The 11,965-nt window shown below is 65.4% G+C and carries 14 protein-coding genes; 7 read left to right on the top strand and 7 right to left on the bottom strand.

Going from position 1 to position 11,965, the window contains the following annotated elements:
* The first annotated feature begins 78 nt into the window (after window positions 1–78).
* The 3 genes from A6A04_RS02850 to A6A04_RS02840 all read left to right on the top strand — a co-directional run bounded on the left by A6A04_RS02850 (window position 79) and on the right by A6A04_RS02840 (window position 2,045).
* Complete coding sequence (locus A6A04_RS02850; protein ID WP_068489779.1) at window positions 79–933, top strand: hypothetical protein; 855 nt, start codon at window positions 79–81, stop codon at window positions 931–933.
* Window positions 934–1,032: 99 nt separating this feature from the next.
* Window positions 1,033–1,500: a Spy/CpxP family protein refolding chaperone gene (locus tag A6A04_RS02845; protein ID WP_068489743.1), complete on the top strand. Its 468-nt coding sequence runs from the start codon at window positions 1,033–1,035 to the stop codon at window positions 1,498–1,500.
* A gap of 62 nt (window positions 1,501–1,562) precedes the next feature.
* Entirely contained in the window at window positions 1,563–2,045 is a 483-nt protein-coding gene (locus A6A04_RS02840) for a DUF4405 domain-containing protein (RefSeq protein WP_068489742.1), read from the top strand.
* A 49-nt stretch (window positions 2,046–2,094) separates the two neighbouring features.
* Here A6A04_RS02840 and A6A04_RS02835 read toward each other — a convergent pair whose 3' ends face one another.
* Complete coding sequence (locus A6A04_RS02835; RefSeq protein ID WP_068489741.1) at window positions 2,095–3,081, bottom strand: 2-hydroxyacid dehydrogenase; 987 nt, start codon at window positions 3,079–3,081, stop codon at window positions 2,095–2,097.
* A 148-nt stretch (window positions 3,082–3,229) separates the two neighbouring features.
* On the opposite strand from A6A04_RS02835, the gene A6A04_RS02830 reads away from it, so the two are divergent.
* Complete coding sequence (locus A6A04_RS02830; RefSeq protein ID WP_068489740.1) at window positions 3,230–3,730, top strand: SH3 domain-containing protein; 501 nt, start codon at window positions 3,230–3,232, stop codon at window positions 3,728–3,730.
* Between the two features lie 222 nt (window positions 3,731–3,952).
* Window positions 3,953–4,171 carry a hypothetical protein gene (locus A6A04_RS02825; RefSeq protein ID WP_068489739.1) on the top strand — a complete coding sequence of 73 codons (219 nt, stop codon included), beginning with the start codon at window positions 3,953–3,955 and terminating at the stop codon, window positions 4,169–4,171.
* A gap of 43 nt (window positions 4,172–4,214) precedes the next feature.
* Here A6A04_RS02825 and A6A04_RS02820 read toward each other — a convergent pair whose 3' ends face one another.
* From A6A04_RS02820 to A6A04_RS02810, 3 genes are all read right to left on the bottom strand, one after another.
* Window positions 4,215–5,030, bottom strand: coding sequence for a universal stress protein (locus tag A6A04_RS02820; protein WP_068489738.1), 816 nt, complete (start codon window positions 5,028–5,030; stop codon window positions 4,215–4,217).
* 23 nt (window positions 5,031–5,053) lie between these two features.
* Window positions 5,054–6,190 (bottom strand): acyl-CoA dehydrogenase family protein, encoded by a 1,137-nt coding sequence (locus tag A6A04_RS02815; RefSeq protein WP_068489737.1) that lies wholly within the window; start codon window positions 6,188–6,190, stop codon window positions 5,054–5,056.
* Window positions 6,191–6,314: 124 nt separating this feature from the next.
* Window positions 6,315–7,502, bottom strand: a complete 1,188-nt coding sequence (locus A6A04_RS02810; RefSeq protein WP_068489736.1) for an acetyl-CoA C-acyltransferase — start codon at window positions 7,500–7,502, stop codon at window positions 6,315–6,317.
* Window positions 7,503–7,570: 68 nt separating this feature from the next.
* Between A6A04_RS02810 and A6A04_RS02805 the strand changes: the two genes are divergently transcribed.
* Entirely contained in the window at window positions 7,571–7,879 is a 309-nt protein-coding gene (locus A6A04_RS02805; protein WP_082914648.1) for a nucleotidyltransferase family protein, read from the top strand.
* A complete protein-coding gene (locus tag A6A04_RS02800) occupies window positions 7,869–8,228 on the top strand; it encodes a HepT-like ribonuclease domain-containing protein (RefSeq protein WP_068489735.1) in 360 nt (119 codons plus the stop codon). Before A6A04_RS02805 ends, A6A04_RS02800 begins: the two co-directional genes overlap by 11 nt.
* Here A6A04_RS02800 and A6A04_RS02795 read toward each other — a convergent pair.
* The 3 genes from A6A04_RS02795 to A6A04_RS02785 form a co-directional block, all read right to left on the bottom strand.
* Window positions 8,215–9,705 (bottom strand): aldehyde dehydrogenase family protein, encoded by a 1,491-nt coding sequence (locus A6A04_RS02795; RefSeq protein ID WP_068489734.1) that lies wholly within the window; start codon window positions 9,703–9,705, stop codon window positions 8,215–8,217. The genes A6A04_RS02800 and A6A04_RS02795 overlap by 14 nt on opposite strands.
* A 2-nt stretch (window positions 9,706–9,707) precedes the next feature.
* On the bottom strand, window positions 9,708–10,931 hold the full coding sequence (locus tag A6A04_RS02790) for a phenylacetate--CoA ligase family protein (protein WP_068489733.1): 1,224 nt from the start codon (window positions 10,929–10,931) through the stop codon (window positions 9,708–9,710).
* Window positions 10,932–11,080: 149 nt separating this feature from the next.
* Complete coding sequence (locus tag A6A04_RS02785) at window positions 11,081–11,905, bottom strand: ABC transporter ATP-binding protein (protein ID WP_068489732.1); 825 nt, start codon at window positions 11,903–11,905, stop codon at window positions 11,081–11,083.
* Between the last annotated feature and the right edge of the window lie 60 nt (window positions 11,906–11,965).

Raw genomic sequence — 11,965 nt, 5'->3', positions numbered from 1 at the left:
CCGCCCGGGGCTTTAATCCGGCCCCGTCCTGGTCTATGTTCGGCTGAGATGATCTCCCGATTGGAAAGTGGTGACTTCATGCGGTGCAAGGCTCTGGTCGTGCTGGCGTCCCTTCTGGTTCCGCTTCTCCCGGCCTGGGCGGCGGACGAGGCCGCCCCGGTGCTGGCCCAGCCGGTTCCCGCCGCTTCCAGCCCGGCGACTCCCAGCCAGCCAGCCGAGGAAACGCCCGGCTTCCTGGCGGTGCGCCCCCTGACCGAGACGGTTGCTCCGGCGCCGGTTGCCGTTCCCGCACCCGCACCGGTTTCCGCTCCCGTGGCGCCGCCGGTGGTGGTGGTTCCGCCTCCTCCTCCGCCGCCTGCCGTCGAACCCGCGCCCGCGCCGCCGCCCGTCGCCACCAGCATCGGCTTTGGCTGGGAAGTGATTGTGGTGGTCGCGGGCCTGATCGCCGCCGCCATGCTGGCCCTGGGCGCCGCCATTGCCGGTTGGACCGGCACCATGATGGCGCGCTCGCTGCAGGCCAGCGACGAGACACGCCGCCGCCAGGCCGCCAAGACCCTGCTGGTGGTGGAACTGGAGGCGCGGCGTCAGGCTTTCGAGGCGGTGCCGGTGCCGCCCAATGCCGATGCCGGTGTATCCTTCGTCTCGGCGGTCTGTGCCCTGGCCGACATGGACAGCGGCTGGCAGGCGGCCCAGACCTCGCTGCATCTGCTGGGCGAGAAGCAGGCCGGGCATCTGGCGGTGCATTACAGCGCCGTGCGCTATGTGGCCAATTTCGTCAAGGGCCAGTCCTTCGCCGCCGCGCTGCGCATGCTCCAGGCCAATCGCATCGGCGGCCATCCCTGCCCCGATCCGGCCGCCATGCGCGAGGCCCATGTGGAATTGGCCGCCGCCTTCCGGGGTATCGAGAAAATCATCCAAGGTCTCAAGGGGTAGGGGCGGGCTGCCCGTTACCTTGTGTTACCATATGGCTCGTCGTCCTGTTACACGGACGGCCTAGAACGGCATCATTCGATCCCCAATCGAGGTGCCGATATGAAGTCCTTTCCCCGTTATACCATCGCCATCCTGATCGCCCTGGGCCTGGCCGGGGCGGTGGGTGCCGCCCGCGCCAATCCCATGATGGGCGGCCATATGGGCGGCGGCGACCAGTTCGCGCGCATGTGCTCCGACATGGATGCCCGCATGGCGGCCAAGAACGCCTATATGGAGATCAAGCTGGACTTGACGGATCGCCAGAAGGGCGAGCTGAAGGCCCTGACCGAGACCATCAAGGCGGCCAATGAGCCGGTCCGCAAGGTCTGTGCCGAACTGACCGCCCAGCCCCAGGCCGCCACTCCGCCTGCCCGCATGGCCCAGATGCAGAAGATGATGGAGGCCAAGACCGCGTCCATGGCCAAGGTGGTTCCCGCCATGACCAAGTTCTACGAGACTCTGACCCCGGACCAGAAGAAGCTCGCAGATACCATGATGAGTGGCCGCCACGGCCCCATGCATCACTGACACCAACCATTTCCCCCCGGCGGCAAGTGGCCGGGGGGAGATCGCTGACGCGAGACAAGATCATGACACTGAGGGAATGGGCCACGCCGCTCACCATGGGCAGCTTCGCCCTGATCGCCGTCACCGGCATCTTGATGTTCTTCCACCTGGACTCAGGCCTCAACAAGCTGGCCCATGAATGGCTGGGCTGGGGGCTGGTGGCCGCCGTCGGCCTGCACGCCGCCGCCAATCTCGGGATGTTCAAGCGCTATTTCCATCAGAGGGCGGCCTTGGCGGTGATGGGCGCCTGTCTGCTGCTGCTGGCGGCGTCCTTCGTGTCGCCGCCGGGCGATAAGGCCAAGCCGTCCCATATCCTGGCGGTACAGGCGTTGCTGGACGCGCCGGTGACGGTGGCGGCCCAGGTCGCCGGGACCGATGCCGAGGACGCCGTGGCGCGGCTGCGCGCGGCAGGCTTCAATGCCCGGGCAGAGCTCTCTTTGCGCCAGATGGCCGGGGCAGGGCGCGATGAGCAGATGAAAGCCCTTGGGGTGTTGTTCAAGAAATGAAAAAAGCCCCCCGAGGCATCGCCTCGGGGGGCTTTGTCCGTCGAGGACTCTAGAACATGGAGGCCAGGACACGGTCCGGCGGATTATGGCCATCGGCAAAGGTCTTGATGTTGATCAGCACCTTCTCGCCCATATCGACGCGGCCTTCCACGGTGGCCGAGCCCAGATGGGGCAGCAGCACCACGTTATTGAGCGCCAGCAGCTTGGGATTGACCGCCGGTTCGTGCTCGAACACGTCCAGACCGGCACCGGCCAGGTCGCCCCGGATCAGCATGCGGGTCAGCGCGTTCTCGTCCAGGATCTCGCCACGGGCGGTGTTGACCACATAGGCGTGCTTGGGCAGCAGTTCCAGGCGCCGGGCCGACAGCAGGTGGAAGGTGGCCGGGGTGTGCGGGCAATGAACGGTGACCACATCCATGCGGGCCAGCATCTGGTCCAGGCTTTCCCAGTAGGTCGCCTCCAACTCGTTCTCGATGTCGGGATGGACCTTCTTGCGATTGTGGTAGTGGATGGCCATGCCAAAGGCCTTGGCGCGCCGTGCCACCGCCTGGCCGATCCGGCCCATGCCGATGATCCCCAGGCGCTTGCCCCAGATGCGGTGGCCCATCATGAAAGTGGGGCTCCACCCCTTCCAATCGCCCGAGCGGATCAGGCGCTCACCCTCGGCCAGACGGCGCGGAACCGCCAGGATCAGGGCCATGGCCATGTCGGCGGTGTCCTCGGTCAGGACGCCGGGGGTGTTGGTGATGGTGATGCCCCGCTGACGGGCGGTGGCGAGGTCGATATGGTCGACGCCGGTGCCGAAATTGGCGATCAACTTCAGATTGGGACCAGCCTGGGACAGGATGGCGGCATCGATGCGATCGGTCACGGTGGGGACCAGAACGTCGGCGGTCTTCACCGCCTCGATCAATTCGGTCTTGGTCATGGGATGGTCGTCGACGTTCAGTCTGGCGTCGAACAGCTCCATCATCCGGGTTTCGATGACGTCGGGCAGCTTGCGGCTGACAACGACGACCGGCTTCTTATGCGGCATTTGTGTACTCCTCCCGGGGACTGCCCCAACGACCTAGCAACTTGGGCCTGCCTTGTCCAGAGGGCAGTTGGAACTTCTTGAAAGTGTCGCTCTCCACCCAGCTTGACCGCAAGGTCGGGGCAACGCCTATAATGAGGGTGGAGGCACGATGAATTCGAGTCTGTTCGGGGGGATCCTTGCGGTATTTCTGATGCTGGTCCAGGCCGCGCCCGGTGTGGCGGGCGAGGCCAGTGGCCTGCCTTTGCCCCGCTTCGTGTCACTGCGGTCCGATGAGGTCAATGTGCGGACCGGCCCGGGCCAGCGCTATCCCATCGACTGGATCTATGCCCGCAAGGATCTGCCGGTGGAGGTCATCGCCGAATTCGAGGCCTGGCGCAAGATCCGCGACTGGCAGGGAACCGAGGGTTGGGTGCATCAAAGCATGCTGTCGGGACGGCGCATGATGGTGGTGATCGGCAGCCAGCGGCAGTTGCGCGGCTCCGATGGCGAGTCCGCCGACACGGTGGCGCTGGTGGAGGCCGGTGTGCTGGGGCGGCTGTTGCAATGCCCGCGCTCGCGCGACTATTGCCGGGTCGAGGTTGGCCAGATGCAGGGATGGCTGAAGCGCGAGGAAATCTGGGGAGTCTACAAGGGTGAGTGGCTGGAATAGCCTGAGAAAAATTGCATAAAATTTTTCGCAAATTCTCTGATATTTATCCTATAAATTTGATAAATATTGAGAACTCTATCCTTTAGAGTAATTAATTCCCTTTCTTCTTAATCTGAAGTATAATCCCACTTCAGGGTGAGTAGACGGCACAGTGCCATCCTGCCCAACCTGGAACGGCGCTTCTCCCCTGTCGGAAGGATCGCCCTGTGTGGTGAGGCGTCCATGACGCTGGGATCCGAAACATGCACCATCCGCCTGGTTTCCGAAATCGGGCGTCAACTGGTCGAGGCCGACGACGAAGCGGCCCTGCGGGATTTCACTCGCAAGACCCTCTCATGCCCCCGTCTGCGCCAATGCCCCAACAGCGATTACTGCACCATCTTCAGCGCCTCGCTGCTGAGCGATCTGGACAAGCATTCTCACGATTACGATGAAGGGTAGGGGCGGGTTCAGCGCCCCCTCCCATTACCGTCAAGAAAACCAGTCAGTTGGACATCAGCACCGGCACGGTCATATGGGCCAGGACGTATTTGGTGCCGCTGCCGCGCTTGAGCGACAGGCCGTACTGGCCATGCGCCCCCATCACCACCAGATCGGCGCCAAGGTCGCAGAGCCGCGACAGCAGCATGTCCATCTTGCCGATATGCTCGCCCGCCAGATGCTCACCCACGGCATTGATGCCATCGGCGGCCAGATGGTCGATCACGTCCACATGGGGCACCTCGCCCATGGCGGCGGCGGCGCGGTCGTGGGCCTTGTGCATGGAGAGCACGGTCACCTGCTTGGCTCCGGCCATCAGCGGCTTGGCGTCGTTCAGCGCACGCACCGCTTCCTTGCCCGCGTTCCAGGCCACGGCGATACGCTCGCCCACGGTTTCGAAGCTGCCGGTATGGGGAACCACCAGGACCGGGCGGCCGCAATGCAGGATGGTATGTTCCACCAGTTCCTTGGGCACCAGCTTGCCCTTGGGGTCGATCTGGCCCATCACCACCAGATCGGCATAGCGGGCACAGAACATGGTCTCGCTCAGCACATGGTCGGGCTCGCCATGGGCCAGTTGCCACCAGCGGCCGGTGACTCCGGCGGCAGCGGTCTTGCTCTCGAACAGGGCCTTGGCCGCGTCGCGGGCGGCGACCAGCACGTCGCTGGCCTTGTGGGCGACGGCGCTGGGCTTGTGGCTTTCGACACGCGCGAACAGGCCGGTCAGGCGGGAGCCGAATTTCTTGGCCAGGCCGACGGCGATATCAAGGCGGGCGACGCAGCGTTCGCTGTCGTCCAGGTGAACCAGAATGTCCTTCATGTGGAAAACCCCCAAGCTCAGTGCTACTGGGCCGCCAGCGCCCGCGAGATCACCAGGCGCTGAATGTCGCTGGTGCCCTCGTAGATCTGGCAGACCCTGACGTCGCGGTAGATGCGTTCAACCGGAAAATCGGCGAGATAACCGTAACCGCCATGAATCTGGATGGCGTCGGAACAGACCCGCTCCGCCATCTCGCTGGCGAACAGCTTGGCCATGGAAGCCTCTTTCAGGCAAGCCCTTCCGGCATCGCGCAACCCTGCTGCGTGCAGGACGAATTGCTCGGCCGCCTCGATCCTTGTCGCCATGTCGGCCAGCCGGAAGGCCACCGCCTGATGCTCGAAGATGGGCTTGCCGAACTGCTTCCGCTCCTGGGCATAGGCCAGAGCATGGTCGAAGGCCGAGCGCGCCATTCCGACGCTTTGCGCCGCGATTCCCAACCGTCCGCCTTCCAGATTGGCCAGGGCGATCTTCAGGCCCTCGCCTTCCTCGCCCAGACGGGCGGAGGCGGGAACCCGGATATCGTCCAGGGTGACGAAGCAGGTGTCCGACAGGTGTTGCCCCAGCTTGTCCTCCACCCGCGCCACGGTGAAGCCGGGCGTGTCGGTGGGAATGATGAAAGCGGAAATGCCGCGCTTGCCCGCCTGCGGGTCAGTGACGGCGAAAACGATGGCCACCTGGCCGTTCCTGGCCGAGGTGATGAACTGTTTGGCGCCGGTGATGACGTAGTGGTCGCCATCGCGCCGCGCGCGGGAGCGGATGGCGGCGGCGTCGGAGCCCGCCTCTGGCTCGGTCAGGCAGAAGCAGCCGATCTTCTCGCCCCGGGCCATGGGCCGCAGGAACTCCTCCTTCTGGGCCTGGGTGCCAAAGCGCAGGATGGGGGCGCAGCCCACCGAATTGTGCACGCTCATGATGGTGGAGACCGGGCCGCAGCCCGCTGCGATCTCCATCACCGCCATGACATAGGAGACGTAATCGGTTCCGGCGCCGTCCCATTCCGGCGGCACCACCATGCCAAGGAAGCCGAGGCTGCCCATCTCGGCCAGCGCGCCGCGCGGGAAATGGTGGTCGCGATCCCACAGGGCGGCGTTGGGCAGCAGCTTTTCCTGAGCGAAGTTCCGCGCCATGTGGCGGATCATCTGCTGTTCCTCGGTGGGGATCATGATTTTTGTCCCTCAAGCGCCGGGCGGCGACCTCCGGTCGCCTTGGCTATCGCGGCACAGGCCGCGCCGGGCCTTGCCCGCAACTCCTCGCTTCGCTCGTCGGTCATGCACGTACCTCCCTCGCCTAGGCCAACTCAACCGCCAGCGCGGTGGCCTCGCCGCCGCCGATGCACAGCGAGGCGACGCCGCGCTTCAGGCCGTATTGCTTCAGCGCCGCCAGCAAGGTGACGATGATGCGCGCCCCCGAGGCGCCGATGGGATGGCCGAGCGCGCAGGCGCCGCCATGGATATTGACGCGGTCGTGGTCCAGCTTGAGGTCGTGCATGGCGGCCATGGTCACCACCGCGAAGGCCTCGTTGATCTCCCACAGGTCGATATCGCCCGCCTTGCAGCCGATCTTGGCCAGCAGGGCATTGATGGCGCCCACCGGGGCGGTGGTGAACAGGGCGGGGGCCTGGGCGAAATTGGCGTGGCCCAGGATGGTGGCCAGGGGCGCGATGCCGCGCTTCTCGGCCTCGGAGCGGCGCATCAGCACCAGGGCGGCGCCGCCATCGGAGATGGAGGACGAATTGGCCGCCGTCACGGTGCCATCGTCGCGGAAGGCGGGCCGCAGCGTCGGAATCTTGTCGGGCTGGGCCTTGCGCGGCTGTTCGTCGATGGCGATCACGCTGTCGCCCTTGCGGGTCTTGAGGATGACCGGGGCGATCTCGGCGGTGAATGAGCCATCGGTGGAGGCCTTCTGGGCACGGGCCAGCGAGGCGAGGGCGAAACCGTCCTGGGCCTCGCGGCTGAACTTATAGCTGTCGGCGCATTCCTCGGCGAAGGTGCCCATCAAGCGGCCCTTGGCATAGGCGTCCTCCAACCCGTCGAAGAACATGTGGTCGAGGACCTTGCCATGGCCCAGGCGATAGCCGCCCCGGGCCTTGTCCAGCAGATAGGGCGCATTGGACATGCTTTCCATGCCGCCCGCCACCATCACCTGGGCGGTGCCCGCCACCAGCAGGTCATGGGCCAGCATGGCCGCCTTCATCCCCGAACCGCAGACCTTGGAAATGGTGGTGCAGCCCGCCGATTGGGGAATGCCCGCCCCCAGCGAGGCCTGGCGCGCCGGAGCCTGGCCCAGCCCGGCGGGCAGGACGCAGCCCATGAAGACCTCGTCCACCTGATCGGGCGCGATGCCGGAACGCTCCACCGCCGCCTTGATGGCGGCAGCACCCAATTGCGGCGCCGACAGGCCCGCCAGTTCGCCCTGGAAGCCGCCCATGGGAGTACGGGCGGCGCCGGTGATGACGATGGGATCAGGGGTGGTCATGGGGATGGTCCTTTGAGCGTGAAGATCGTATCTGGTAAAATGGCGCCATCGGAAACGGAGTGTCCGCCATGGGACAGGTGCCCAAGCTTGAAGAGGTCATCGCCATCCTGAGGGCGCACGAGGATTTCTACCGCGCCAAGGGGGTGACCCGCATGGCTGTGTTCGGTTCGGTCGCCAGGGGCGATGCGGGGCCCGACAGCGATGTGGACTTGGTGATCGATTATGACCGGGAGTCTCGTTTCAGCCTGCTGACCCTGTGTGGCGTTCAGAACGACACGGCCGACTGGTTGGGGCGCAAGGTGGATGTGCTGACCTGGGACGCTCTGAAGCCCAGGATCAGCAAGCGCGTGGCGGAAGAGGCGGCGGATGTCTTCTGACTGGCGAGAGCGCGCCTCCCAACGTGTGGACGACATTCTTGGGGCCATTTCCGAAATCGAGGGATTTATCGCGGACCTGGGAGAACAGGCTTTTCTTGGGGACCGCATGCGCGTGCTGGCGGTGACCCACCTGATCATGATCATCGGCGAGGCGGCCAAGCATCTGGCTCCGGGCATCGAGGAACGATACCCGGAGATTCCGTGGCGGGACGTGCGTTCCATGCGCGACCGCATCGCGCATGAATACGGCACGATCAATCCTCGGCTGGTCTGGCGGATCGCCTGCAACGATCTGGCTCCTCTTCGGCTTGCCATGGTCCAGGAACGCGACTTCCTCACTTCATGTTGAAGATGATGGTCTTCTTGTGGGTGAAGTGCTCCAGCATGGATTCCAGCGAGGCCTCCTTGCCCAGGCCCGAGGTCTTGACCCCGCCATAGGACAGGGTGGGCTGGACCACCAGGTTCTGGTTGACCTGGACGAAGCCTGCCTCCAGCCGCCTGGTGGCGTCCATGGCGACCTTGATGTCGCGGGTCCAGATGGAGGCGGCCAGGCCGTATTCGCTGTCATTGGCCTGCTCGATGACGGTGTCGTAGTCGCTCCACTTGATCACGGCGCAGACCGGGCCGAAGATTTCCTCCTGGCAGATGCGATCCGAGTTCTTAACTCCGGTAAAGATCACCGGCTGGACGAAGCGGCCCTTGGCCAGCTTCGGGTCGGTCGGCATGGCGGAGCAGGTGTGCTTGGTGGCGCCCTTGGTCTCCTCGCCCAGCGCGATGTAGGAGCGCACCCGCTCCAACTGGCCGTCGGAGACAATGGTGCCGATATCGGTCTTCTCGTCCAGGGGATCGCCCATCACCATGGCGTCCACCTTGGCCTTCACCCGGGCGATGAACTCGTCGTGGATGCTCTCGTGGACGAACAGGCGCGAGGAGGCGGTGCAGCTCTGGCCCTGGCGGGTGAAGCGCATGCCGGCCAGGGCGCCCGCCACCGCCTGATCCATGTCGGCATCGGCGCAGACGATCATGGGGCTCTTGCCGCCCAGTTCCAGGGTGACGGGGATCAGCTTCTCGGCGGCGGCCTTGTAGACGATGCGGCCGGTCTCCACCGAGCCGGTGAAGCTGACCTTCCTGACGTCGGGATGCTCCACCAGCGGCGCGCCACATTCGGGGCCGAAGCCCGACAGCATGTTGAACAACCCATGGGGCAGGACGGTGTTCATGATCTCGGCGACGCGCAGCACGGTCAGCGGCGCTTCTTCCGCCGACTTGACCACCACGGAATTGCCCGCCACCAGGGCGGCGGCGGCCTTCATGGCCATCAGCAGCAGCGGCACGTTCCACGGGATGATGCAGGCCACCACGCCGACCGGCTCGCGCACGGTGACGGTCAGCATGTCGGGGTTGAAGGGGATGGTCTCACCCTTCAACTCGCTGCCCAGCCCGCCGAAATAGGTGAACATATCGGCCAGCACCCCGGCCTCGACCCGGCTTTCGGTGCGCAGGGCCTTGCCGGTTTCCAGCGCCACCAGACGGCCCAGCTCCTCCACATGACTGGCCAGAACCCGGCCGCATTCGGCCACCAGCTTGCCGCGCGCCCGGGCCGCCAGCTTGGCCCATTCCTTCTGCGCTGCCTTGGCCGAGGCCACGGCGGCGTCCACATCCTCCTTGGTGCCGAAGGCGGCGGTGCCGATGACCTCGCCGGTGGCGGGATTATCCACGTCGAAGGTCTTGCCCGACTTGGAGGCAACGAAGGCGCCACCGATCAGGTGCTTGCCCGAAAGCTGCTTGGCCAGCGCGAAGGGATCGAGATTCGGGGTCAGGGTCATGCTCAGGCTCTCTTGTCTTGGATGACGATGCCGTCGTTGGGCAGGCTGCCGGGGGCGTGCAGGACGATCTCGGTCTTCAGCTTGCACAGCGACTGGAAGGAGTCCTTCAGCGCCGCTTCCAGTCCGGATGCGGCGCTTTCGATATTGAGGGTCAGGCGGTCGGCTCCGGCCTCGCCTTCCACCACCAGTCGGGCGCGGATCACCTCGGGGTGGCGCTTGATCACCTCGGCGATCTGGCGGGGATGGACGAACATGCCCTTGATCTTGGTGGTCTGGTCGGCGCGGCCCATCCAGCCCTTCAGGCGCATATTGGTGCGGCCGCAGGGACTGACGCCCGGCAGCACCGCCGACAAATCGCCGGTGGCGAAGCGGAGCAGGGGATAGTCCTGGTTGAAGCTGGTCACCACCACCTCGCCGACCTCGCCCTCGGGGGCCGGGTCACCGGTTCCGGGGCGCACGATCTCGACGATGATGGCCTCGTCCACCACCAAGCCTTCCCGCGCCGCGGTCTCATAGGCGATCAGGCCCAGATCGGCGCTGGCATAGCACTGGGTGACGTCGACCCCCAGATCCTTCAGCCCCTGGCGCAGCGGCGGCAGCAGCGCCTCGCCCGAGACGCAGGCCTTGGTCAGCGACGAGTGGTCCAGGCCCAGTTCCTCGGCCCGTTCCAGGATGATCTTGAGGAAGGACGGCGTGCCGCCATAGCCCTGGGGCTTCAGGTCGGCGATGGCCTTGGCCTGGTTGTCGGTATTGCCCACCCCGGCCGGGAAGACCGGGCAGCCCAGCGCGTGGGCGCCGGTCTCGAACATCACGCCGCCGGGGGTGAAATGGTAGGAAAAGCAATTATGCATCAGATCGCCCCGGCGGAACCCGGCGGCGAACAGGGCGCGGGCGATGCGCCACCAGTCATTATCCCAGCCCTCGGGGTCGTAGATGGGGCCGGGCGAGGCGAAGACCCGGCGCAACTCGGATTTCGGCGTCGCGATCAGCGAGGCGAAGGGCGGGTCGGCCTGCTGGGCGTCGATCAACTCGGACTTCCGGGTCACGGGCAGCTTGGCCAGGGCGGCGCGGTCGGTGATCGCGGCCGGGTCGAGTCCGGCCAGCAGGCGGCCATAGGCGGGGGCATCGGCCTGGGCCAGCCTGATCTGCTCGGGCAGGGCCGCGAACAGCGCCGCCTCGCGCTCGTCGGCCGAGCGGGTTTCCAGGGAATCGTAGAAGTCGGTCATTTTGCTTCCGTCGTTTCAAACCCTCTCCCGCTTGCGGGAGAGGGAGGAGGCGCGCCCGCGCCGGAGGGTGAGGGCCAACTGGATTGGATGGGAGGGGCCCAGGCCCCCACCCCGACCCTCCCCCGCAAGCGGGAGAGGGGGCTAGCTGCCTACAGCCACCGCTTGCGGCGCTTGTAGGATTTCAGGTTCTTGAACGATTTGCGTTCCTTGTCGCCGCCCAGATAGAATTCCTTGACGTCCTCGTTGTTGACCAGGTCGTCCTTGGCTCCGTCCAGCACGATCTTGCCCGATTCCATGATATAGCCGAACTCGGCGATCTTCAGCGCCATGCGGGCGTTCTGTTCCACCAGCAAGATGGTGACGCCGGTCTCGGCGCACAGCTTCTCGATGATGCCGAACACCTCCTTGACCAGCAAAGGCGACAGGCCCATGGAGGGCTCGTCCAGCAGGATCATCTTGGGCCTTGCCATCATGGCGCGGCCGATGGCCAGCATCTGCTGTTCGCCGCCCGACAGATAGCCGGCCAGTCCGGTGCGTTCCTTCAGGCGGGGGAAATAGTTGAACACCATGTCGATGTCGTTGCGGATGGCGGCGCCGCCATCCTTGCGGGTGAAGGCGCCGAGCCGCAGATTCTCGGTCACCGTCATGTCCTCGATGATGCGCCGTCCTTCCATCACCTGGAAGATGCCGCGCCGGACGATCTCTTCCGGCGCGCGGTTGGCGATCTCCTCGCCCATGAAGGTGATGTTGCCGCGCGTCACCTCGCCGTCCTCGGTGCCCAGCAGGCCGGAAATGGCCTTCAGCGTGGTCGACTTGCCCGCGCCGTTGGGACCCAGCAGGGTGACGATGCGGCCCTTGGGCACGTCGAGGCTGACGCCGCGCAGGACCAGGATGACGTCGTCATAGACCACTTCGATATTGTTGACCGAGAGAAGGATTTCCTCGGGGGCCAGCTTCGGTGCGGGTTCAGCCATAATTCAGAGCCTCTTGGAACCTCTGGAGTTTAGAGCCACGTCATGCCCGGACTTGTTCCG

This window comes from Paramagnetospirillum marisnigri, from assembly GCF_001650715.1.
GTDB lineage: Bacteria > Pseudomonadota > Alphaproteobacteria > Rhodospirillales > Magnetospirillaceae > Phaeospirillum > Phaeospirillum marisnigri.
The sequence above is the reverse complement of the archived record's forward strand: the minus strand, read 5'-3'. Positions and strand labels throughout refer to the sequence as shown.